Origin of the sequence: Prevotella sp. khp7, assembly GCF_900109055.1 — a bacterium.
Classification (GTDB): domain Bacteria; phylum Bacteroidota; class Bacteroidia; order Bacteroidales; family Bacteroidaceae; genus Prevotella.
Map to the genome: position 1 here is coordinate 531,293 of NZ_FOIV01000002.1, position 23,816 is coordinate 555,108.

Consider the following 23,816-nt stretch of genomic DNA (forward strand, 5'->3'; position numbering starts at 1 on the left):
TGCTTGTTGTTTCTTCTCGTGTGCTTATATGTATATATAGTTGTAATACTTACTTTTTACCCCACACTTCCCGCACGTAAAGAAATCGCCTCCTCAAATGACATCCTTTGCAGTTCTTTTGCCATACTTTGTTGGGCAAATAGGTAGGATGACGCAATAAAGGAGCGGGAGATTTCGTTTATAAAGGTAGTGATAAGAATCTTTAGGCTGATAATTGGTTTGGTGCTTTTGTCTCTCTGTCGGCAGGCAGAGGCGCAAGAGTATTTTGACTTGACTGCCAGTCAGGTTAAGATAGATTCACTGCTGCCTGTCTTTAGTTGGCATAAGACGTTGGGGCCGCACTATGCTGACTCTGTCTATGCTGTGACTATAGAGTATCCAGAATTCATTGACATGCAGCCTGCAGACGTTTGCCGCTATAAGCAGATTAGTGATGGCTTATCTTTGCCAGTAATGCCTGTGGTGAGTCAATCAATAGGTGTGGTGAGGAAACATGGGGTACTTGAAGTGTCGTTTGTGCCATTGGTGTTCCGCAATGGCAAGTATCAGAAACTTGTGAGTTTTAAGTTGGACGTAAGGAGTCAACGGGCTGATAGTAGAAACCTGACGCGTGGTTCGTTTAACCGCTATGCTGACCACTCTGTATTGCGAGAGGGCACATGGGCTAAGATCCGTATTTCTGAGAGTGGCTTCTATCAACTTTCAGATGCTCTAATCCGAAAGGCTGGTTTCTCTGATATTAATAAAGTGAAAATATATGGATATGGAGGTGCCTTACAGACAGAAAGCCTGACAGGTGACTATCTCTCGGCTACAGACGACTTGTACGAGGTGCCAACCTGTACCATCAATGGACGTAAGGTGTTTTATGGCGTTGGACCTGTGACATGGGAACAAAAAGACGTACTTCAGCGTATACGCAATCCTTATAGTGACTATGGCTATTATTTTCTGACAGAAAGCGATGACAAACCTCTATCCGTCAGTCAGGAGACTATATTAGCTGATAACTATCCCTCTAATAATGATTATCACACCCTCTACGAGATAGACGACTATGCTTGGTATCATGGCGGACGTAACCTCTATGATAAGACCCTCTTCAATATTGGATTTCCTCAAATCTATAATCTCAAAGCCGTTGGCAGCAAAGGAAAGCTGACGGTAGCGTTGACCTATGATGGAAATTTTGAGGCTGTGATAGAGGTAAATGGTGCTGTGGTGGGTACAATAGCCCGCGACGTTAGATTAGATGCCTATAGTAAGGCTGATAGACATGCGGAAACTTATGAGTTGGAGAATCTGCAAGCAGAGAACATTATTCGTATTACGCAGACTGCAGGTAACCATGTAAGACTTGACTTCCTGGACCTCTATCATGAGAAGCCTAATGCCCAGCCCGACTTGCAGACGGCTTATCTGCCAGAGCCGGAATATGTTTACCAAATAACGAATCAGAACCATCATGCTGATGAGGCGGCCGATATGATAATCATCATACCTACTACTCAGAAATGGCTGACTCAAGCAGAGCGTATCAAGGCCCACCACGAACAGAAGGATGGATTGAGGGTAAGGATTGTGCCTGCTGATGAACTATATAACGAATTCTCAAGCGGAACTCCTGACGCAACCGCCTATCGTCGCTACATGAAGATGCTCTATGATAGGGCTGTGACAGAGGCGGATATGCCTAAGTATCTATTACTTTTCGGTGACGGTGCCTGGGACAACCGTATGCGCTGCTCAGAGTGGAAAGACTATGACCCTGACGACTTCCTGCTTTGCTATGAGAGTGAGAACTCGTTCAGCTCAGTGAACTGTTTTGTGAGTGATGATTTTTTCTGTCTGTTAGATGATGAGGAACAGATACGGCAACTTGCAGGCAGCGGCTACATTTATCAGGGTAAGCCCGACGTAGCGGTGGGACGATTTCCTGCACGAACGCCAGAGGAGGCACAGATATTGGTAGATAAGACGCTCAGATATGCTAATAACGAGCAGGCGGGCATTTGGCAGAACACTATCTGCATGATGGGTGACGATGGCAACGGCAATGCTCACATGACGACAGCTGACAAGGTGGCCACTCTTGTGGAAACCAACTATCCTGGCTATCAGCTGAAAAAAATCTACTGGGATGCTTATACCCGTACTTCTTCGTCTACGGGCTATAGTTACCCAGATGTGACGCGTCTCATCAAACAGCAGATGGAGAGTGGGGCACTGATTATGAACTATTGTGGTCATGGCGCTCCTTATGCATTCTCCCATGAACTAGTGATGAAATTGTCTGATTTTGAGGAGTCTGTAACAAAGAAATTGCCTTTATGGGTGACGGCTTCTTGCGATATCATGCCTTTCGATGGACAGGAAGAGAATATCGGTGAGACGGTGATGCTCAGCAAACGGGGAGGCGGTGTGGCTTTCTTTGGCACCACCCGTACTGTCTATGCTTCTTATAATGAAGCCATGAATTTGGCTTTCACTAGTTATGTACTCTCGCCAGAAAATACCATCGGTGAAGCTGTGCGACGAGCAAAATGCGACCTTGTGAGTCAAGGTAGAGATACCTCACCTAACAAATTGCAATACACCTTACTGGGTGATCCAGCCTTGAAACTGGCTCTCCCAACAGCCAGTGTGATTATTGATAGTATCAATGGTCAGGTTGTGGGCGATGATGTTGTCCAGTTGGCAGCAGGTACTGAGGTGCGAATAAGTGGGCGTGTGGAGCAGATGATTAACGGCATTGTAACGGCCACGGTAAGGGATGCCGAGGAAACAATCGTCTGCAAATTGAACAGTCAGGATGCTGATGGTGCCGAAGAGCCTTTTGTGTATAAAGACCGCACGAAAACCCTTTTCAGTGGGTCAGATAGTATACGTGATGGACAATTCCAAATAACCTTTGTAGTACCAAAAGATATCAGTTATACTGATGGCAAAGGTCTGATAACCCTGTATGCTGTTAATGCTGATAAGACGCTGACAGCTCATGGGGCGTATGACGGATTCATTCTTTCTGCCGGCAATGGCTTGCAGACCGATTCTATCGGGCCTAGTATTTATTGTTATCTGAACGCTAAGACCTTTATGAATGGTGACAAAGTGAATACTACGCCATACTTTATGGCAGAATTATACGATGATAGTGGTATTAACGCCTCTGGCAGTAGCATTGGTCATGATTTGGAATTGGTTATCGACGGTGAAGCGTTGAAAACGTATAATCTGAACGATTACTTCACATACGACTTTGGTGACTATCGTAGCGGTAAAGTGGGCTTCAGCATTCCTGAACTCAGCGAAGGGCAGCACCGACTGCGTTTCAGGGCTTGGGATGTTTTAAACAACTCATCGACTTCTGAACTAGTGTTCAATGTAGTAAAGGGATATGAGTCAAATCAATTTAATGTGGTTTGTACGAAGAATCCTGCCACAGAAAACACCTCGTTTATCATCACACACGACCGAATGGGAGGGGAGTTGACAGTGACTCTCGATGTGTTTGACCTCTCTGGGCGACAACTATGGAGTCACACGGATACTGGTATGTCGTCAGACAATACCTATACCATTGACTGGGATCTTCGTCTCGCAGGTGGCAACCGTATGCAAACGGGTGTCTATATGTGCCGATTCCAGCTCGATGGCGGTGTTTCAAAAACGGTAAAATTGATTGTATTAAGCAATAATTAGCGTGTGTATACGTTATATGAATGAAGGTATATGAAGAAAAAAGAAGATAAAGGAAATTCGCTAAAGTGGCTGATGGTGATACTATTCATTGTTCACCATTCACTCGTTTCTATGGCTCAGGATGGTAAGAATGTAATGTTCAATCCCGTTGAACATGCTGTTATCTCACAGACCATTGCCCCAGATGCCCGTTCTGCAGGAATGGGTGATGTGGGTGTTGCTACCGACCCTGATGTCAATTCACAATATTGGAATCCTGCAAAGTATCCGTTCTGTATCAGTCGTGCAGGTATTGCTCTGAACTATACTCCTTGGCTTCGTCAGTTGGTCAATGATATCGACCTTGCTTATCTGGCAGGCTACTATCGTATCGGTGACTATTCGGCCATCTCTGGGTCGTTGCGTTATTTCTCGCTTGGTGAGGTGTTTGCAAACGATGGTATGACGGTGAAACCTTATGAGATGTCGTTCGATGTAGCTTACTCGCTGATGCTGAGTGAAAAACTTTCGTTGGCGGCAGCCATCCGATGGATATATAGTGACCTGCGCTATGACTATAGTGAGGACTCCAAGCCAGCCTCAGCCTTTGCTGCCGATTTGGCTATGTATTATAATAATTACGTGATGATGGGTAGTCGCGAGTGTCAGTTGGGATTTGGTCTGAATATGTCGAACATAGGTAGCAAAATATCCTACTATGGCGATGAGGAGAGTCAGTTCCTTCCTGCTAATCTGCGTCTTGGTGCTTCGCTGATGGTTCCTGTTGATGAGTATAATCGCTTCTCCATCTCAGCCGATGCAAACAAGCTGTTGGTGCCTACGGTGCCTCGTCAGGAAGAAGGTGAATCGAACAGCGACTATCAGGATCGTGTCCGCCGTGAGTATAGCGATATCAGTGCCGTCAGTGGCATCTTCAAGAGTTTTAGTGATGCCCCAGGCGGCCTTAGTGAGGAACTGAAAGAGATTCAGTGGAGTGTAGGTGCCGAATATGTGTATCATGATCAGTTTTCGCTTCGTGCGGGTTATCATCATCAGAGTGAATCAAAGGGCAACTTGAAGTACTTCACCGTGGGTGGCGGCTTCCGCATGAATGTTTTCTCACTCGATGTTGGCTATGTCATCTCTACTGCACGAAGTAATCCTTTGGATCAGACCCTGCGTTTCACTTTGGCCTTCGATATGGATGGCATCAAAGACTTGTTTAAGAGGTAATAATATAAGAAAAAGATATGAAAATTAGAGTTGGAATGGGCTATGATGTCCATCAGTTGGTAGAAAACCGTGACCTGTGGATGGGCGGTATCAAGATTGAACATAGTAAAGGATTGTTGGGGCATAGTGATGCTGACGTGTTGTTGCATGCTGTCTGTGATGCCCTTCTTGGTGCGGCAAATATGCGCGACATTGGTTATCATTTCCCTGATACCGCTGCCGAGACTGACGGAATGGACAGTAAGGTTATTCTTAAGAAAACCATCGAACTGATAGCTACGAAAGGCTATCGTTTGGGTAATATCGATGCTACCATCTGTGCCGAACGTCCCAAGATGAATCCGCATATCCCACAGATGAGGACCTGTATGGCACAGATATGCGGTTGCGACGAGGATGATATTTCCATCAAGGCGACAACCACCGAGAAGCTTGGCTTCACTGGTCGTGAGGAGGGCATCTCGGCCTATGCCGTCGTACTGATCGAGAGGGTTTAGATTGTGTAAGTACCGACCCGGATCTTTGATAATGATATATCGGCAATGGTAATTGCCGATATTTTTTTGCTCTTTAGAAAAAAAAGGATAAATAATATTTGCGAATTAAAAAAAATGTTTAACTTTGCCATTGTTTACAACCAAATGTCGTATCAATGGTGAGGGTACGCTCAGCGCCTAGCTATAAAACGACAACTAGAAATTACTGATTATCAACCAATAAACCTTGTAAGTCTTTTGGATTATACTATTTTTATAACATCTGTTAATATGAAAAAAACTATTTGGATGGCTGTCATGACGGCAGTCACAGTAGCCCTTGTCGGTTGCTCAAGCGAGGACTCACTGACTGGTAATGAAAATCCGGCAGAGGGTAAGACATCTGGAATTCCATTCGTTGTTAAAGTTGCCAACAACGATGCAACCCGTGGAACTGCCATCAGTACTGTCAGTTCGTTTAACATGGTGGGTATTCAAGGTACTTCCAATAAATGGATGGATAACTATCTGTTCACAAAGCCCAACGGCAGTTGGGTTGCTGATGGGCATGCGAATCTGACATGGCCCGATGGCGCAGATACTCATACCTTCTATGCTACCAGTGACAATACTGATGATGTGCCAGCCATCACTGACGGGACGTTCGTGTACACCGTGCCGACTACTGTCAGAAATCAGAAGGACTTGTTGGTCGCTGTGAGCGAAGATAATGAAGCCGGCAATCCTGTTACTCTGAGCTTCAAACATGCGCTCTCGTCGGTAAAGTTCAAGATCGGATTCGACAAGGATGCACGTGGTGGAGAAGATGACCTTCATATCAAAGTTACGAAAATCACGTTGCATCATATCGCCACCAAGGGCACTTTCGATTTCGCCAACTTTGCCACCAACCCCTGGACTGTTGATCCGGAAGATGCAGAATATATGGATATCGACATCGAGCTGAAGAGCCCGGTAGAGTTCACTCCTTCTGCTGTAGATGACTTCATCACGCTGGATGAGAATATTGATGGCGAAATCTATGTAATGCCACATAAGCCGACACCATGGGATACAGACGGGACTCCTGGACATCCGTTGAAAGACAGCTACATCGGTGTCACCTGCCAGGCCGTCGAATACAGGACCAAAGACACGCCGACCTATTATGATCTGGCCTGTCTCGATGAGGATTCCAATGAAGATGAGTATGATGAAGCAAAGGAAATGTATATCGACTTTTATGAGGGATTTGCATCGACGGATAATGACGATTGGCTCAACGACAAAGTGGTCGGAATGATCGTCCCGACGAATGAAGACTGGGGCATGAACGTCGTTCTTGAAAGTATCCTGAACCATAGGAACGCAGAGGCAGCTGCCTACGGCACCGAGGATAATGTCGAAAAGGTGTTTATCCCGCTGGAGATGGCCAATGGCTTCGGGTTCGGCAAGACGAATGTCATCAATATCAGAATGGACAAGATGAAGTACAGTAACGGAAAAGACTTCTATGCTCCATGGATTCCCATTATTATTCCGGTAAATCCTTAATGTTCATCATTAGCCAGATGAACATCATGGATATAGAGCTCAAACAAACAAATTAATCAGAAAAAAAAGAAGGAAGTATGAAAGCAAAATATGTAAAACCAGAAGCAACAGTCGTGGAAGTAGAATATTCAGGTATTCTCTGTGCATCAACTTTTGATTATTTCAGCGATCCTACAATTATCGAACGTGAAATGGAGGAGGACTAAGGGCCATGGTACTGAACCTTGAAATACCATAAAGCATAAAAGAATGATGGCGTTACTCTCTCGAGCAGCGCCATCAAAAAAGCCTATGTTTAACTAAAAATCCTTTTCTTTAAAAGAAATCTTCAGCTCACAAGAGCTAAAAATTTGAAAGTTTAAAAGGGAGCTTCGCAGCGACCTCCTGTTATCCTACAGTTGAAAACTTTCTTTTACCAATAACTAAAAACCTAAAACTATAAATATTACTACTAACCTAAAACAATCTATTAACCTTTTGACGATGCAAAGGTACGACGTTTTTTCGTAACTTGCAAGAATTTCAATGCGTTAAGTGTATATTTTCCTCTTATTCTTGACCTATATCAAGCACTTGTGTGCGATAACAACAAATATTCACGCTTTTTTGCTTGCATTTAACAAAAGATGTTGTACCTTTGCATCAAAGAAGAAAAATGAGAGTACTGATTGTCAATACGAGCGAAAAAACGGGTGGGGCTGCGGTTGCTGCCAGCCGTTTGATGCGTGCTTTAAACAATAATGGCGTAAAGGCAAAGATGCTGGTTCGCGACAAGGAGACAGATGCGCTGACGGTGGTGGAACTGCCTAAGTCGCCCCTATTACGCTGGCATTTCCTATGGGAACGGTTAGTGGTGTTTCTTCATCTGCGTTTCTCTCGTAAACACTTGTTTGAGATTGATATTGCCAATGTGGGATCAGACATTACGAAACTTCCAGAGTTTAAAGAGGCCGATATCATCCACCTGCATTGGATTAATCAAGGCATGCTTTCCCTTGGTTCAATCCGTAAGATATTACATAGTGGTAAGCCTGTTGTATGGACTATGCATGACATCTGGCCTGCTACGGCTATCTGTCATGTTACGCTGGGCTGTCGTCGTTTCACCACTCAGTGTAGTAATTGTCGTTTGCTGCCAGGGAGTGGCTCAAAGAGTGATCTGTCGACCAGTGTCTGGCAAAAGAAGATGCGCTTGGTGAATCATGAGAACATCTACTATGTGGCTTGCAGTCATTGGTTGGAGTCTGAGGCTAAGAAGAGTGCACTGCTAAAGGGACAGAAGATTACGAGTGTACCCAATCCGATAGATACTCATATATATAATAGGTATAACAAACAAGAAGCGCGTGAACGGCTGGGGCTGCCGCATGACAGGAAACTGATACTCTTTGCCTCACAGCGTGTTACCAACGAGAATAAGGGCATGAGCTATCTGATAGAGGCTTGCCAACAGTTGAAGGATATTCCGCAATTAGGCGTCGTTATTCTTGGAGGTCATGCAGAGGAGGTCGTAGAGCAGTTACCGTTAGAGGCATTCCCGCTTGGTTATGTAAACGATGAACAGCGTATTGTTGATGTGTATAACGCTGTTGATGTTTTTGTGCTGCCTTCGTTGTCTGAGAACCTGCCTAATACTATCATGGAGGCAATGGCCTGTGGTGTACCTTGTGTTGGGTTCAAGGTGGGAGGTATACCAGAGGAGATCGATCATAAGAAGAATGGCTATGTGGCAGAATACCGTCAGGCCGACGATCTGGCAAGAGGTATCCGTTGGATTTTGACGGAAGCTGACTACGAGGCTCTGAGCGAGCAGGCTGTACGTAAAGTGGCACACAGCTATTCGCAGCAAAGTGTGGCTATGAGGTATCTCGATGTGTATGATCAGGCAATAGCCTTCAAACATTACAAGCTATGATCAGAATAACCTACGTCACGATTACCTATAATGCCGCTGGTGTGTTGCAGCGTACGCTCGACAGCGTTCTATCACAGGATTATCCTGATATCACACACTTGATAATCGATGGGGCATCGACAGACGGTACGCTGAAAATGGTTGATGATTATATCGAACGTTCCAATGCAGCAGATAATGGGCATCGGATACAAGTGATGTCGGAACCCGACGAGGGTATCTACGATGCTATGAACAAGGGACTTCGTTCACTTGACGGTGACTATGTGTGTTTTCTGAATGCAGGTGACTTCCTTCCTGCCGCTGATACTGTCAGCAAGATTGTAGGGTATATTTCCCTTGCTGCTGGAGAGGAAAATATGCCCGCTGTACTTTATGGCGATACGGATATCGTTGATGGCGAAGGCCGTTTCCTGCACCATCGTCGTCTCTCGCCGCCCGAGAATCTCTCGTGGAAATCCTTCCGTCAAGGCATGCTCGTATGCCATCAGGCTTTTTATGCGCGGGCAGACTTTGCCATAGCTACGCCTTATGACATGCAGTATCGCTATTCGGCTGATGTTGACTGGTGCATCCGAGTGATGAAGGCTGCGGCGAAAGAGAATGTGCCTTTGTTGAATCTGAAGATGGTGGTGGCCAACTATACCCAAGAGGGACAAACAACACTCCATCACCGTGAGTCGCTCATGGAGCGCTATCGGGTGATGGAGCGTCATTACGGCCGCATTCAGACGTTCCTGCTACATTGCTGGTTCGCTGTCAGGATGTTAACCTGAATGGCATGACTGGTTCGAAATAATATGCCTTTGGGCTATTAAAACATTTTTTTCAGACCAACGACAATATAGCCAGGTAGTCGTTTATCTACGACAGTCTCCATGTAATCATGCTCCGCATCAACAGTGATGCGCTCGAAGCACTTGGTATGCAGAAGATTCTTTCCGTCAGCAAAGAATGTCCAACGCCCTTTCGTGTAACTGGCCAGAATGGCACAGTCAAAATAGCTGAAGTGCTGGGCACCCGATTGGTCATGAATATATATTATCGGCAGACTTACATCCCATTTCCCTTTTTTTACCAAAAATGGTCTGGCATAAGTTTCATAAGACCTGAAGTTCAGTACAGAGGAGGTAAGCCCGATTTTGCTTTGCTGGAAGCTGAATCGGCATCCCACCTCCATATTGAGCAATGCCCTCTTGAACTTACTAGTTATAGACACCTCACTATCAACCTCAGAATGCCGATTGTTGCTTATCTTCTGAAAATAGGCTGACTGATAGAGGCTATTAGACATGGTCGATTTCAATGACAAAGTGATTGGGAACCTGAACCCTTTTTTGACGTTGATATATATATGTTGCAATACTTGGTCCCGATTTGTCTGTATCAGCGAAGCATAAATGGTGTTTCCAAAACCATCATTGCTAAATATGTATGGATTTTCCGTGAAGGAACACCCAGCATCCATAATCCATGAGAAATCAGAGAGTACATTAAAATAATGACTACTGAGTGTCAGATTGTGATGCTTGTGCATCAAATTCTCCTTGCCGTCATAGACCGTCAATTGCCTATAGTCATTAATCACTGTTCCCCGAGCGAAATAACTATCATCCCTCTTATAACCTGTCGTATAAGATAGCATCAGGGAGTTGATAGAGCTAAACGCCAATTCTATTGACGCATTAGGCAGCACAACAACTTTATCATCAGTGCAACCTTGGTTCAGATAAGCGAGGTCAAAGCCTGCATCAAAACGTAATAGCCCCTTATTCTTTTGTATGGAAAGTCCGTAACTATATAGGCGGGTTGTTTCCTTATCTTTCTTAGCAATGGGCTGAATAGAAGACGGAGTAACCAACATAGTAGAGTGGATCGCGTTCCATGCCGTGTTCATTTTAAACAGCCATGCCTTAGAGAGCCGGTGTGTCCATGAGGCTGCCAGATGATGATCCAACAAGGTGATGCGCTGTCTCTGTGAGGCCGAATGTATCTGTAAAACAGGCATATAAAGGAGACTGTCAGCAGACTCGACATCAATCGTCCGGTGGATGTTGTTATATACGAGTTGCGAACTGACAGACAGGAGGTTCCTGTTATTCCAGTTTTTGACAAAAGCTAGATTATGACTGAAGTTCCACACATCCGTCTTTTCATCCCAAGAATAAACTCCAAGCCAGTTCTGGCTTGTCTGAGGCATAGCTGTCACAGTGAACTTCCAGTCTAAAGCAGCATTACTAGCCATCACACTTTTCGTGCTAACTCCCACATGGTGAAAATCGCGTTTCGCGTCAGTAGACTGACTCATCGTCTCGATAGTGTTTCTTGTCCAATAAGACCTAGTTATGTCATACTGGCCTTTGCTCTGTTCGTGGTTGAATAGATAATAAGCATTTATCTTGAAACGATTACTGGGATTCCATGCAATATTGGCAGAAGCCATCCCGTTTGTGCGTTGGTATGTGTTGATGTTATTGTCGATATATGACACTGGAGAATGTCCGTTGTCGATAATTTTGTCGGAACCTCCCACTGCCTTCGCATAATCCTTTATGCTGCCCATCAGCTTAACATAGTCAACCAGAGTCATCATCTCCTCACCAGTATTGAACAGTTTCGTATTAATACCCCACATCACCTTCTCACCAAAAGAAAAAAGGTTCATCGCCCCTCTGTATTTGTCACGATAACCTCCCAATACCTCAGCGTTTCCTGTCACATTGCCAGAATGTAACGAGTCGATTGTCACGTTTAGGGCTGTCGTCTTACGAGTCTTGAAACCTTCTACGAAAGAGTATTCGCTGTAATTCTTCCGCAACTGAATCTTGTCAACATAGTCAGAAGGGAGGTTATTGGTAACCTGCTCATTGTGGTCGCCAAAGAAGTCCTGTCCATTAATGAGAATCTTCTTAACTGCTTCACCATTAGCCGTTACCTGTCCTTTGTCATTAACGTCCATCCCTGGGAGTTTCATCAGGATGTCTTTCAACACCTTCTCAGAGCCGTCGGTATATTTCTGATAGTTATAGTCTATCGTGTCGCCACGCACCTTGAAACCTGGCATACGTCCTTTCACCACAACATTTTTCAGCAACACTGCATCTGGCTGCATAGAGATGCATAAACTGTCATGAGCAGAAGACAGCTCTACCTCAGCAGTCTTATAGCCCAGACAGGAAACCTTTAACAGCAAACGGCCATCTTCAGAGGTAGCCAGCGAGAACAGACCCTCATCGTCGGTAACAGCAAAGCCAAGCAGCGTACTATCTGGCAAAGCATAAGCCATGACATTGGCAAAAGAGATATTACTATCAGTCGATGCATCTTTTACAATGCCTTTTACAGGTCTGCATTCTGCTATATAAGGCACAACGACATTTAGCAGCCATAGAAACAGCAAAAACTTGTATCTCATTTTAAATACTAATCATTCAACCTACGCTTTCGTATTTCTTCGAACAGCTCTGCTGACACTTTCTTTCCGCGCTTCTTCTCAGCAACAGCAGAATGAGAATTGGTGTTGATGGACATGCAATGATAGATGTTCCGTTCATCCTCCAGATCCAAAATCAAACCAGGCAAGCCTGCGTACACATCGGGGCCATCACCCACGGGAATTTCAGGATAGAACCATGCCGTAATGGTCCCGTTTAGGGTCGCTCGATAACATTTCAACCCCATAATCTCCTTGCTTTCCGAGCATACCTTCCAGTCATATTGAGGAATAGGAGTCTCTATAATATAAGTAACTGCTAGGAAGTCTTTCGCCTCAACCATCGTCCGAGTGGTCAGATTTTTATATACAGCATGATCTTCCTCACTGTAGTCTCCACCAACAAGAATAATCTTCACATCACCATCATCGCCCAGATCCTCCTCCGGCTCAATACGGACATAAGAAGATTGTCTGTCCTTGATTACAAGACAGAAAGAGTCTTCCTTTTCTACTTCCATACCGGAAAATAGACCCTTATGTTCCAGGTTTTGACGGTTGCCCATGATTTTCTCGATCTGTTCTTTTCGCTGTTTGGAGAATACCGAGTACTTCACTTCTATACTCTGCGCAAGACACAGCATCGGAAGCATCATCAGTACAAATAACGTTTTTATCTTCATAATAAAACTATAAAAGGAATAATCCCGCCCTCCTTAACATAAAAACGGGGGGCAGGATAATACTACGTTCGTTTATTTTGATTTTATCACAATTATTTCTTTAATTGTTCCATCAGGATTATATACAACAATAACCTTTTGCTTTCCATTTTTTTGCACATTGGTCACCTCCTGAATATTAGGAGAGGGAACACCTACTACTGGTGATGCCATTGAAGTTGATACCACTCCTAAAAAGATGGCCAGAGACAGTAATAACTTTTTCATTTCTACTTAGTTTTAATTATCTGCACCTACTCCGTAAAGCTTTTCGGTTTCCGCTCCTTTTTCCCAGTCTGGTCTGTCTCAATTCTTCCGGAATATATTGATGATTATTTCAACTAACCCATTTAATCTGGAAGGAAATTTATAATTTTATTGGTTTATGATTGTGGGGGCAAAAATAGCGAAATTGAATAGAACAACCAAAAAAAATTTGTTTCATCTTGTTTCACATACTGCAAATGAAACAAGATGAAACAAAAAAAGCTCCCAAAAACGCTGTTTTTTATATTTTTGCATTCGGATGGTGCTAATGCCTGTGATATAGTTGCTAGTTACATCGTTCACCAGATACTTGTCGCCTGGCCAACTATACCCAAGAGGGACAAACAACACTCCATCACCGTGAGTCGCTTTTGGAGCGCTATCGGGTGATGGAGCGTCATTACGGCCGCATTCAGACGTTCCTGCTACATTGCTGGTTCGCCATTAGGGCCTTTCTTTAACTAACTAACTAAACTCAGATTATTTATATATGAATTTCTTCCCGTTGATGATATAGACTCCTTTCTTGAGTCCGTTGAGGGCTTCCTGACTGTTCTTGCCCGTACGTAGCAGTCTGCCATCGAGCGTGTAGATCTTCATGACACCATCAGTCTCAACCATGGCGTCTCTGATGCCAGTAGAGGAGACCACTGCCTGCAGACCTTCCTGATTATAATAGCCACCATTAGTAAAGGCTAAGTCAGCAGTCTGGTTCGTGCCGTCGTTGAAGATGATTCCCTCATTGCTACTGCTTTGGTTCTTACGATCAGAGGCGTTGTATGTCCATTTCCAAACGGTATGGCCTTTGCTGTCTTCTCCCAGTTTCTCGCAGTTCACGCCAGGCCAGCTGTTGCCTGTATAGTTATACTGCCTGTCCCAGCGCCAGCACTTAATCTGACTGCCCCAACTCTTGGGAGCTACGAAGAAGGCGCAAGTCTCACCCTCGTTGACGGTGCAGAACGATGGAACCTCCACAGGCGTATCGTCCTCAGGTGATTCGTCTGCTTCAGTGATGGCATTGACCTTCGAAAGATCTATGCTGGCATCTGCGTAGACGGCGAACTTCTTGCCACTGACTGCCAGCGTTATGTCGGCAGTGGTGTTGATGAGCTCAGGCTGTACGTTGCCTAAGAGCAGATGTAGCGTTCCGTTCTTACCCTTGACACTTAGCTCAAACCCGCCATCGGTGGTCTTAGCAGTTGTAATCTCACTCTCATTGCTGATACCAGCCGCCTTGCGCAGAGCAATCAGTTTCTTCAGTGTACCCTTGTTCGACATCCAGTGCTTCAGGAAAAGACATGGAGTTCCAGGCATGGTGAGGATATAGGCGTTGGCGGCGCAGATGTTGGCCGTCAGCGGATCGCCGCCGTCGCTCTTTGAGCGGAAAGAGTCGTGGTTGTCTACAAAAGTCACGCTATAGCGCTTGTAGGCGTTATCGTTGCTTAGCACCTGATCTTTGAGGGCGCTCCAGTTACCACCGCCAAAGGCAGAGTTGATCTTGTACTTCAGGGGGAAGTCGAAGGCGGCACTCTGTATCTTACCGTCCACCTTCGTGCCATTGATCCAGTTGGTGACTACCGTCTTATTGCCGTCCCAGCACTCACCGACGCTGTAGGTCGGATTGGCCGCCGTGTTGTAGAGACCCGTATACTTGGCAGCATAGCCTTTAACGAAGTCATAACGGAAACCTACATAACCAAGATCGTTGAGCAGGAAGTCAAGATAGGCCTTCACGTTCTTCTGAACATTAGCACCGCTATGATCCAAGTCGCGTGCACCGCCCCAGGCCTCACCAGAGTCTTTGGCTCCTGTAGGCTTGAAGCCGCTGTTCTTGCTCTCGTCGTCCTGACAGATGTCTGCTGCTGTCAGCTGGTAGGTCTCGCCCTTGTAGGTCTCGGCGGGGAAGTGGAGCCAGTCGTTGTCCACACTGGCGCGGTGATTGATGACCACATCCTCGATGAATCCTACACCTTTTTTCTTAAAGGTTTGAATCATTGAGCGCAGCTCAGCCTCTGTGCCGAAAGCGCTTTTATGGTCGAACCAATATACGGGATGATAACCCATGTTGTTCGTCAGGGCGTTGGCATAAGCAGAGTTGGGTACCCAGATGATGTCGAAGTACTCTGACAGTTCGTCAGCCTGTTTCTCCAGTGTCGTCCACCTCGAGTCTGCATAGCCGTCCCAGTAGAATCCCTGCAGCATGACGCCCTTATAGTCTGAAGGCCAGCCTTGGGCTGATGCTGTAAACAGTGAACAATGGATAGCAATGACTAGTAGCGCTATCCGCCATATGATGGAATGTCTTGTTGATGAGTGCATATGCTCTTAGTTTTGATTGTTGTTTCTGAATGCAAAGTTAAGAAAAAAGCCGTTTGGTTGTTATTCAAGCAGCTCTATTTCTGGTAGTTATGTTGTGCAAACGGTTGCACTGGCAGAGTGGTATTGGCGTAGACATATTCGCTTTGTTACTGATAAACATCTGGTTATCGTATTGTTCCCCCAAAGTACCCATGAAGGGAACAGTGAGTTCCTACGGCGGGAACAGTCTGTTCCCATGGGAGGAACTGGTAGTTCCCTCCGTGGGAACTGCTGGGAAAAACTATCCGGACAAGTGAAGGAAACGGCACTTTTGAGGGGTTGATAACCGTAGGATGATGGGTTGTTAAAATTATATAATTTTCAGAGGATAATGTTGCATGTTTAATGAAAATTGCCTATATTTGCAATTACTATTATAGTTGAACCAATTAAAAACAATCATCCGAAACAGTTCCGATAACTGCTTTAGGATTTGTTGTATGGCAGATATGCCTTTAGGGAAAAATGAAGAAATGGCCTGGAATAATAACTAAGACCCTATCAATCAGATTAAGTCTGCTGGTTGTCTGTGAGGTGGCATTGTTGCTTCTGGCTTCACTGATTGTGATGTTTTATTTCTCACGTCAGGCATTGAGGAAGGAAGAGTTGAACAATGCGGAGCAGACGTTGGAGGGAACTGTCCAGCGTATAGACAATATTCTGCTGGGCGTGGAGCAGCTGACTGATAATGTCTATAGGGACTTATTGTTGCATCTTGATGAGCCCGACCGCATGTTCTACTATAGTCGCAGAATTGTGGAGTGCAATCCTTATATTGTGGGATGTGCCATTGTTTTTAGGCCTTATTATTACCCAGACCGTGAGTTGTTTATGGCTTATGTCCATCGCAAAGGCAATAGTCTGTCGTCTGACGGGAATTCGGAACTGGTGACTCAGACCACGTTTACGAATAAGCCTTATACGCAGCAGGTGTGGTATACAGAGCCCATGACCACTTGCAAGGCCTGTTGGACAAACCCGCTTAAAAACGAGAATACAGAGAATGAAGCGCTCTGCACCTTCTGTTTACCGATACTTGACCAGGATTCAGAATGCGTGGGTGTCATAGCTGTTGATTTACCTATCGCGCTGTTCTCAAAGACAATCCTTGATGTCAAGCCTTCGCCCAATGGATACGCTATGTTATTGGCTCGCAACGGTTCGTATATCGTACATCCGGATTCAGAGAAGCTGTTGCATCAGACGGTATTTGTCCAAATGGGACAAGGGGCAGATAATACCGTACTGGAGGCTGCCGAGGCAATGGTGGCTGGTGAGACTGGTCATAAGCTTTTCCGTATGAATGGTCGTAAGTGGTATGTGTTCTATAAGCCTTTCGAACGTGCTGATATGCCAGGGCGTTATGTGAATAAAGTTGGGTGGAGTGTCGGTGTCGTTTATCCAGAGGACGACATTGCTGGCGATTATAATTTGCTGTTTTGCTATTTGCTGATCATCGCCCTGATAGGAATAATTCTCATATTTGTATTCTGTCGCATGATTACCCACCGTCAGTTGCTCCCTTTGGACTTACTGACGCACTTTACACAGCGTATTGCTGAAGGACACTACGACGAGTCTATCCCCGATGGAAAGAGCAAAGATGAGGTAGGGCGATTACAAGACCACCTCCAACAGATGCAGAAGGCACTGGCAATACATGTTGGTGAATTAGAGAAGTCGTCCTCCATGCAACAGGAACGTACCAAAGTGCTGGAAGATGCCTATGACAAGGCACAGGAAGCAGATAAGATGAAGATGGCTTTCCTCCATTACATAACGAATCAGATGATTGAGCCTTCTAATGTTATCGACAGAAGTGTCACGACTTTCTGTAATAACTATTATGGCATCAGTCTTGAAGAGGCCGATAAAAAGGTGAATGACATCCGACAGCAGAGTCAGGCCATCATCACCCTGCTTGACTATATGCTTCATACAGCAGAAAATGAAACAAGAAAGGAGGAGAGCCATGAGTAAAGTAAACCACAGTCTTTCCATGAAGCTCAGTCTAGGCATTCTACTGATAGTAGCTCCCGTCTTCATATTGGCTTTGGGTGCTCTATTCCTTCAGTCGCGATACTTTATCCGGCAGGAAGCTTCTGAGCATGCCAACAGTTTGCTTAACACAGCCGTTCAGCGGGTGAGAAAGTGTATGAGTGCGGTTGAAACATCGATTAATGCAAATGCATGGTTGATTGAAGACGACTTCCGTCTAGAGACTCTGCCTGCCTCTTCACACCGCATTGTACAATTCAATCCCATTGTGCATTATAGTTGTATTAGTGTCCAACCGAATATGTTTCCCAAGCATGGACGCTATTTCTCTGTCAGTTCCCTCAATAAGGGTGACACGGTGGTTACTATTCATGAGACAGATAAAGAGTATCTCGACAGAGCATGTTACAGAATACCGATAGAAACTGGTAAGACCTGCTGGGTGGAACCGTCTTATGAGCAGGCAGAGCGTGAGGTCGGCCTTAACGAGGTGGTGGCTTCTTATTGTAGACCCATCCGACTGAAAAACGGCAAGATCGCTGGTGTCGTTTCTGCCAGTCTCTCCTTCAGACAACTTGCTGAAGCTATGAATGTGGGCGATAGCACCTATCCTGATGCCTATTTCGCTCTGTTAGGTAGTGACGGGCGTTACCTTATCCATCCCGACTCTGCGCGTCTTTTCAAGAAGACCATCTATACCGATGTTGACCCAGGTTCACAATCAGAGATGATTGCATTAGGGCATGAGATGACGGTAGGTAATCAGGGGAATATGCGTATGAAAATCAATGGAACACTGTGCCATGTATGCTATTCTCCTGTTCCAGACACAAACTGGAGTCTTGCGCTGATATGTCCAGATACTGTAATTCTGAGTAACTATTATCTGCTGACATACATGATTATAGCACTTATCTTTATTGGTTTACTGGTTATTCTGTGGCTATGTAATAGAAGTGTCAGATATGCCATCAGACCGCTCAGCAGACTTCTCAGACTCTCACAAAAGATAGCAGATGGCGAGTACAGTGAGGTAATACCTTATTCTAAGCGTAAGGACGTTATAGGCAGGTTGCAGAATAATTTTGCAATCATGCAGCAGTCACTTTACCATCATGTGAATGGTATATGCCAAACGACAAAAGAGACGGAGAAACGTAATGACGAGCTGGTACATGCCATGAAATCGACAGAGGAGGCAGTCAGGCAGAAGAACCGCTTTATACAGAACATATCGCACCAGATACGTACGCCGATGAATATTATTCTAGGTTTTGCCGATGTGTTACGCGACGGTCTTGCATCGTGTAACACTAATATGATTCAGGAAGAAGACCAGAAGCAGATCATCCGCATGATGAAATATAATGCCATGCACTTGAACCGTATGATATTAATGCTCTACGATAGTTCTGAGTCGGGCACTTCACGTGAGTTGATGATTTCCAGAAATGACCAGATGTCATGTAATGAACTGGCTCGGGAATGTATAAACTATACCTACACCCACTTCCCAGTTCAGGCCATAGAGTATAAGACAGAACTTCCTGATGCCGTATGTATCCTAACCAACCATCTTTATCTGATGCGCTCGCTTCGTGAACTGCTCTATAACTCAGCAAAGTTCTCTGACGGAAAGCATATCAAACTGAGTGTTTCCCAGACAGAGACAACTGTTCGTTTCGTTGTCGAGGATGTTGGGCCGGGCTTATCTGAGGAATCAAGGGATCAGCTTTTCAAATCGTTTACAAAAATGGATGATTTATCTGATGGCCTTGGTCTTGGCTTACCACTTACAAAGCGTCATGCCATCAACCTTGGTGGTAACCTTGTTCTCGACACCAGCTATAACGAAGGTTGCCGTTTCGTTCTTGTTGTGCCGAAGTAAAAAACATAAAACATAAAAAATAAAGTCGGGCCGCTCTTCACTAGGGCGGCCCGACGGGCTTATTATGAGCGAATATGCTCGGGGAATTACTTGATGGTTACCTTGTGGGCTCCGTTGTAAGAGAGGTAGAGCTTGAAGGTGTGTGTGCCAGCTGTAATATTGAGGTTCGCACCGTCCTGAGTCAGAGCGTTTACATCGCCACCCCAGTTGATACCCCAGTCGTGGTTAGCACGGAACTTGAACTCACCTGACACAGCGTCGGTTGTTACCTCCCAGCAGCCATCGGCAGTGTTGTAAGTCATCTCTACATCGCCGCTCCAGTCGTTGAACCCACCGATGAGGCTGACGCTCTCAATCTTAGTGAGGTTGTAACTGAGGCTGGCTGCATCGAGGTCGATTTTGTAGAAACCTGCACCTGGGTCTGGGCAGTTAGGACCGCCAGAAGAGGTCAGCGTACCATTTGTGGTCGTGCCGTCTACATACTCAAGGTCGTCGTCCCAGTTGTCGGCATTGGGCTTGAACTTGAACTCGCCGTCGAGATAATAGAATCCAGTGTATTTACCATCGCCGTCAGCGCCATAAAGAGCATGGCTGATGCCCCAACCGCCTTCGTTACCAATCTCATAGAAGAACTCACCGAATTTGAGTGCCGTTGAGGTCCATGTTTGATTCATCATGTCGAACTGAATGCGATAGAACTTGGCGCCCTCAACGTAAGCCACTTTGAGATTCCCACCAGCATTATCAGTGGCGAAAGACCCCTCGGTCTCAGACGCGGTGAGACACTTGCTCCAGTCACCGCCGAGACCAGACTTCGGCGTAACTTTGAACTCGATGTCGCCTGTTACCACGCTTCCGGGAATCAGCACCGTAAATACGGGATTCTCATAGGCATCGGCGCCACCGTTTGACAATTCATAATCCGTGTTGCTGTTGTTCCAGCCGTTCACTGTACCTGTGATGTAGTAAGCGTCCTCAATTATTGGCGCGTTGGGTGTTGCGGTGAGGGTGGTGCTGCCTGTTGCCGCGATTGTTGTACCGTTGATGTCAACCAGACCTACGACGTTTACAGGTATGGTACGTGCTACTGGGCGGCGTCCCCAGAGGTTATTGACGGCACTCTCAAGTTCGGTGGTGCTCACGTAGCCGTTACCGTTAACCTCAAGAGGAATCGACCTGCTGCCGTCCTCGTTGGTGATTTCGGCGCTATACATGGCCTCTACACCTTCGTCTGCGCCGTCAACAATTTCCAAGCCCGTAACAGAGGCATTGAACAATTGTACGGTCTCGTTGGTATAAGTGGCAAAGTCGACGGCACTTGTGGGGCTGACGCTGATGCCTACGTTGAGGGCTTCCTCAGGTCCGTTGGTGATAGGGTCGGCCCAGTCTTTATAATCGTCGGTACAGCCTGTCATCAGCAAGGCGATACCAATCATTGACAATAACTTTTTCATACTTCAAAGATGTTTTTTATTTTTCAACAAACATGAACTGACCTGTGATGTCGTTCAGGAATACAGTGTAGCTGCCTTCCTTGTAAGGAATGTTGGCTCCGCCCTGAGTACCCTGTCCGTAGGGGAATGAATCAGTACCCCAGTTGAAGTCCCAAGCGCCATCGGCAGCGAACTTCAGTTCTCCAGCCTCACTGGCGTCGAAAGTAGCTGTCCATGCGTGGTTCTCGCCACCATAGGTGTTGAAGGCGTTCATCAGGTTTGCGTTGACATCCCAGCCGTTGTATCCGCCAGGTATACCCATTGTGGTGAATGCACGAGGTGCACCGTCGTATGGCTCAATGGTCAGAACATTATTCTTGGTGTCGAGCTTCACAGTGTAGTAACCGTCAGAAGGAACGGTGATATTTCCTGAACCGCCATCGTTCTTCACGTAGCCGGCATCGCCTGCTCCCCACTGTTCATTCCAGTCACCAGGAGTCTTGATGAGCTTGAAGCCCTTGCCTCCAGGGAACCAGCCAGTGAAGGCAATCACACCCTGACCTGTTGCCTTGTCGTAGCTCTCGTCAGCAAGTGTCATCAGCGGGAAGATTGCTGTGCCGATGCCACCAACAGAGTTATTCCAAGAGCCGTCACCAACACACTCGCCAACAAGATACCAGAGTTCAGGTGCTGCCTCCTTCAGAGCAACATAGAAGGGTATGACGTTGATGGTTACTGTGTTAGAGTAAACGGTGGGAGCGCCTGGTGTTTCGGCAGCCAGACGAGCATAGACTGTTGTGCTTGCTGGTACAGAATTCTCATTCCATCCGGCTAGTTGGACAAGACCTTTTGCCAACTGAGCGGCATCTACTGTACCACTGCAGCCATTGTAAACCTGATCTAGAATCACATAGTCTGCAACTGCTGTTCCTGTCTCATCTGCCTCGACTTCTGCGACAGATGTCGTGAAGCTATCAGAGAGAGAGAATGCCATCTGATACTGAGCAGCAACAGGGAATCCGCCATAGTCAGGCTGTGACCATGTGAAGTTCAGACCAGAAGAGGTCTTCAGATCTACGTTAAAAGCCGAATAGGCCGGTGTGTTCAGGGAGAACGTTGCCGGTACGGTCAGCGTTGGATTTGAGTCATTATCGTCTGCGCATGAAGCAAACAGATACGCACCGCATAAGAGCAGTAATGATGACTTGAATATATTCTTCATAAACTATTTCCTTTCTATTATTGATTAGTATCCAGGATTCTGCACATTGTCGTAAGTAGGCAACTGTGATGCGGGAATAGCATAGATGTTGCGGTATGTGTCAAAATTACGACCAGCATATGTACCACCCTTCCATTGCCACTTATAGTCAGAGTTTCCGCCAAACTTACCGAAGCGGATCAGGTCTACACGGCGACGGCCCTCGAAGTAGAACTCACGAGCCCACTCATCAAGAATATCATCCAGTGAATAACTTGTCTTTTGTGTAGCATGAGCACGAGCACGAACGGCATTGATAGCATTAACAGCTTCAGCTGTTGCTTTGCCACCATTAGCACGGGTCAGAGCTTCTGCATAGGCAAGATAGGCTTCAGCAGCACGGAGGAAGAAGAAATCTGCATCCATAAAAGTAGCATCGTGACCAGAACTTCCATCAGACTTGTAGTTGATGAACTTGGCAACTGCATAGCCGTTCTTAAAGGTGGCACGGTCAAGATTGTTCAATTCACGGCCAACACCATCAAAGATGGCACGATCATCGCCTGCAGCAACTACCATCTCATATGAAGGTACCTGAGGTGCATCCAGATTCGGGAAGAACTTCTGAATCAGACTTGGACGGGTGCGGTTACCGCCCCATACCTGACCTGACAGGCCGTTTGTACCATTAGGATCATTGGGGTTAGCATGCATGTCGCTGTCAAAGCTTCCTGCACACAGGAACTGAGAGGTACCCCATGATGTGGTGGTCAGACCATCCTGGAGAATGGGGAAAATTGCTTCTACAGAAGCTGCGCTCTCACCATTGTCGCCCATAAAGAGCATCTGGTAAGCAGACCATCCGTTAACAGATGTGGTATTCAACTTGTAAGCAGAGTCAATCACCTTCTTGGCGTACTCGGCAGCCTTTGCCCACTGTGCGGTACCTGTGTAGACCTCTGCATTCAGATATAGACGTGAGAGCAGAATCCAGGCTGCAGCCTTATCAACACGGCCGTATCCGCTATCTGAGGACTTCTTGGGTGCTGCGGCAGAAAGGTTAGGCTCGATATTCGTGAGGAGTTCCTCCTCCAGCCAGCTATAAATCTCCTGACGGCTCATGATAACTGGCTTGGCTAGTGTCTCAGAGAAAGGAACGCGTCCGAAAGCATCCATCAACAGATAATAGTCCAAAGCACGAAGGAAACGAACCTCGGCAGTCATCGTAGCATCATAGTCGGCTGCGATATTCAGATACTGGTTACAATAGGTAATACCTGTTGTCAGACGTGCAAAATATCCATTCAGCATGGGGTGAGACTCGTCGTATGTGTTGAAGCAAGATTGTTCGATACCATCATCACCCCAGCCATTGATAGCCTCATCGGTAGGTAATTCGTTTGAATTCCACATCTGGCGAATGAAACCTGATGTACCGCCATCGATACCGTCAATATCACAGTCGCCGTTAGCACCGCCGTTGCCGGCCATAGCTATGTTTGCATAGCACTTGTTGAACAGACCTTCTGCGCTGACCTCTGTAGACATGTTGGGATCCAGTGGATCAACATCGAGGTCCTTGACACATGATGTGGCGCCAAATACAAGTGCAAGGCCTGCTGCGATAGGCATTATATTCTTGATAAACTTTTTCATT

16 protein-coding genes are annotated in these 23,816 nt (G+C 45.9%); 9 read left to right on the top strand and 7 right to left on the bottom strand.

Going from position 1 to position 23,816, the window contains the following annotated elements; genetic code table 11:
* Nucleotides 1–198 precede the first annotated feature (198 nt).
* The 7 genes from porU to BMX82_RS05860 all read left to right on the top strand — a co-directional run bounded on the left by porU (nucleotide 199) and on the right by BMX82_RS05860 (nucleotide 9,635).
* Nucleotides 199–3,702 (top strand): type IX secretion system sortase PorU, encoded by a 3,504-nt coding sequence (gene porU / locus BMX82_RS05835; protein WP_143058337.1) that lies wholly within the window; start codon nucleotides 199–201, stop codon nucleotides 3,700–3,702.
* Nucleotides 3,703–3,774: 72 nt separating this feature from the next.
* A complete protein-coding gene (gene porV / locus BMX82_RS05840; protein ID WP_091767289.1) occupies nucleotides 3,775–4,914 on the top strand; it encodes a type IX secretion system outer membrane channel protein PorV in 1,140 nt (379 codons plus the stop codon).
* Nucleotides 4,915–4,931: 17 nt separating this feature from the next.
* A complete protein-coding gene (gene ispF / locus BMX82_RS05845; RefSeq protein ID WP_036914174.1) occupies nucleotides 4,932–5,411 on the top strand; it encodes a 2-C-methyl-D-erythritol 2,4-cyclodiphosphate synthase in 480 nt (159 codons plus the stop codon).
* 270 nt (nucleotides 5,412–5,681) lie between these two features.
* A complete protein-coding gene (locus BMX82_RS05850) occupies nucleotides 5,682–6,944 on the top strand; it encodes a fimbrillin family protein (protein ID WP_081911210.1) in 1,263 nt (420 codons plus the stop codon).
* Between the two features lie 77 nt (nucleotides 6,945–7,021).
* The gene (locus tag BMX82_RS13165; RefSeq protein WP_255327780.1) at nucleotides 7,022–7,150 is read left to right on the top strand and encodes a hypothetical protein; all 129 of its coding nucleotides are present in this window, start codon (nucleotides 7,022–7,024) and stop codon (nucleotides 7,148–7,150) included.
* 449 nt (nucleotides 7,151–7,599) lie between these two features.
* Nucleotides 7,600–8,859, top strand: coding sequence for a glycosyltransferase family 4 protein (locus BMX82_RS05855; RefSeq protein ID WP_091766886.1), 1,260 nt, complete (start codon nucleotides 7,600–7,602; stop codon nucleotides 8,857–8,859).
* On the top strand, nucleotides 8,856–9,635 hold the full coding sequence (locus BMX82_RS05860; RefSeq protein WP_091766889.1) for a glycosyltransferase family 2 protein: 780 nt from the start codon (nucleotides 8,856–8,858) through the stop codon (nucleotides 9,633–9,635). Before BMX82_RS05855 ends, BMX82_RS05860 begins: the two co-directional genes overlap by 4 nt.
* Before the next feature lie 38 nt (nucleotides 9,636–9,673).
* Here the strand turns inward: BMX82_RS05860 and BMX82_RS05865 are convergent, their stop codons facing one another.
* The 4 genes from BMX82_RS05865 to BMX82_RS05885 all read right to left on the bottom strand — a co-directional run bounded on the left by BMX82_RS05865 (nucleotide 9,674) and on the right by BMX82_RS05885 (nucleotide 15,600).
* Nucleotides 9,674–12,274 carry a carboxypeptidase-like regulatory domain-containing protein gene (locus tag BMX82_RS05865; protein WP_091766892.1) on the bottom strand — a complete coding sequence of 867 codons (2,601 nt, stop codon included), beginning with the start codon at nucleotides 12,272–12,274 and terminating at the stop codon, nucleotides 9,674–9,676.
* 8 nt (nucleotides 12,275–12,282) lie between these two features.
* Nucleotides 12,283–12,975, bottom strand: a complete 693-nt coding sequence (locus tag BMX82_RS05870; RefSeq protein WP_091766895.1) for a GLPGLI family protein — start codon at nucleotides 12,973–12,975, stop codon at nucleotides 12,283–12,285.
* Nucleotides 12,976–13,047: 72 nt separating this feature from the next.
* The gene (locus BMX82_RS05875) at nucleotides 13,048–13,242 is read right to left on the bottom strand and encodes a hypothetical protein (protein WP_091766898.1); all 195 of its coding nucleotides are present in this window, start codon (nucleotides 13,240–13,242) and stop codon (nucleotides 13,048–13,050) included.
* Between the two features lie 519 nt (nucleotides 13,243–13,761).
* Nucleotides 13,762–15,600 carry an alpha-amylase family glycosyl hydrolase gene (locus tag BMX82_RS05885; protein ID WP_091766904.1) on the bottom strand — a complete coding sequence of 613 codons (1,839 nt, stop codon included), beginning with the start codon at nucleotides 15,598–15,600 and terminating at the stop codon, nucleotides 13,762–13,764.
* Between the two features lie 504 nt (nucleotides 15,601–16,104).
* Between BMX82_RS05885 and BMX82_RS05890 the strand changes: the two genes are divergently transcribed.
* Both BMX82_RS05890 and BMX82_RS05895 read left to right on the top strand, forming a co-directional pair.
* Nucleotides 16,105–17,619, top strand: a complete 1,515-nt coding sequence (locus BMX82_RS05890; protein ID WP_091766907.1) for a PDC sensor domain-containing protein — start codon at nucleotides 16,105–16,107, stop codon at nucleotides 17,617–17,619.
* Nucleotides 17,588–19,525 carry an ATP-binding protein gene (locus BMX82_RS05895; protein ID WP_177172028.1) on the top strand — a complete coding sequence of 646 codons (1,938 nt, stop codon included), beginning with the start codon at nucleotides 17,588–17,590 and terminating at the stop codon, nucleotides 19,523–19,525. Before BMX82_RS05890 ends, BMX82_RS05895 begins: the two co-directional genes overlap by 32 nt.
* 86 nt (nucleotides 19,526–19,611) lie before the next feature.
* Here BMX82_RS05895 and BMX82_RS05900 read toward each other — a convergent pair whose 3' ends face one another.
* From BMX82_RS05900 to BMX82_RS05910, 3 genes are read right to left on the bottom strand one after another with little or no spacing between them, the layout of a single operon-like run.
* Nucleotides 19,612–20,979, bottom strand: coding sequence for an Outer membrane protein SusF domain-containing protein (locus BMX82_RS05900; RefSeq protein WP_091766913.1), 1,368 nt, complete (start codon nucleotides 20,977–20,979; stop codon nucleotides 19,612–19,614).
* Between the two features lie 16 nt (nucleotides 20,980–20,995).
* Nucleotides 20,996–22,180, bottom strand: coding sequence for a SusE domain-containing protein (locus BMX82_RS05905; RefSeq protein WP_091766917.1), 1,185 nt, complete (start codon nucleotides 22,178–22,180; stop codon nucleotides 20,996–20,998).
* Nucleotides 22,181–22,204: 24 nt separating this feature from the next.
* Nucleotides 22,205–23,815 carry a RagB/SusD family nutrient uptake outer membrane protein gene (locus BMX82_RS05910; RefSeq protein WP_091766920.1) on the bottom strand — a complete coding sequence of 537 codons (1,611 nt, stop codon included), beginning with the start codon at nucleotides 23,813–23,815 and terminating at the stop codon, nucleotides 22,205–22,207.
* Nucleotide 23,816: the final 1 nt, after the last annotated feature.

Bases quoted from the DNA above. Each gene is read 5' to 3' on its own strand.
- porV (WP_091767289.1), top strand. From the start codon at position 3,775: ATGGTGATACTATTCATTGTTCACCATTCACTCGTTTCTATGGCTCAG.
- ispF (WP_036914174.1), top strand. From the start codon at position 4,932: ATGAAAATTAGAGTTGGAATGGGCTATGATGTCCATCAGTTGGTAGAA.
- BMX82_RS05850 (WP_081911210.1), top strand. From the start codon at position 5,682: ATGAAAAAAACTATTTGGATGGCTGTCATGACGGCAGTCACAGTAGCC.
- BMX82_RS13165 (WP_255327780.1), top strand. From the start codon at position 7,022: ATGAAAGCAAAATATGTAAAACCAGAAGCAACAGTCGTGGAAGTAGAA.
- BMX82_RS05855 (WP_091766886.1), top strand. From the start codon at position 7,600: ATGAGAGTACTGATTGTCAATACGAGCGAAAAAACGGGTGGGGCTGCG.
- BMX82_RS05860 (WP_091766889.1), top strand. From the start codon at position 8,856: ATGATCAGAATAACCTACGTCACGATTACCTATAATGCCGCTGGTGTG.
- BMX82_RS05865 (WP_091766892.1), bottom strand. From the start codon at position 12,274: ATGAGATACAAGTTTTTGCTGTTTCTATGGCTGCTAAATGTCGTTGTG.
- BMX82_RS05870 (WP_091766895.1), bottom strand. From the start codon at position 12,975: ATGAAGATAAAAACGTTATTTGTACTGATGATGCTTCCGATGCTGTGT.
- BMX82_RS05875 (WP_091766898.1), bottom strand. From the start codon at position 13,242: ATGAAAAAGTTATTACTGTCTCTGGCCATCTTTTTAGGAGTGGTATCA.
- BMX82_RS05885 (WP_091766904.1), bottom strand. From the start codon at position 15,600: ATGCACTCATCAACAAGACATTCCATCATATGGCGGATAGCGCTACTA.
- BMX82_RS05890 (WP_091766907.1), top strand. From the start codon at position 16,105: ATGAAGAAATGGCCTGGAATAATAACTAAGACCCTATCAATCAGATTA.
- BMX82_RS05895 (WP_177172028.1), top strand. From the start codon at position 17,588: ATGAAACAAGAAAGGAGGAGAGCCATGAGTAAAGTAAACCACAGTCTT.
- BMX82_RS05900 (WP_091766913.1), bottom strand. From the start codon at position 20,979: ATGAAAAAGTTATTGTCAATGATTGGTATCGCCTTGCTGATGACAGGC.
- BMX82_RS05905 (WP_091766917.1), bottom strand. From the start codon at position 22,180: ATGAAGAATATATTCAAGTCATCATTACTGCTCTTATGCGGTGCGTAT.
- BMX82_RS05910 (WP_091766920.1), bottom strand. From the start codon at position 23,815: ATGAAAAAGTTTATCAAGAATATAATGCCTATCGCAGCAGGCCTTGCA.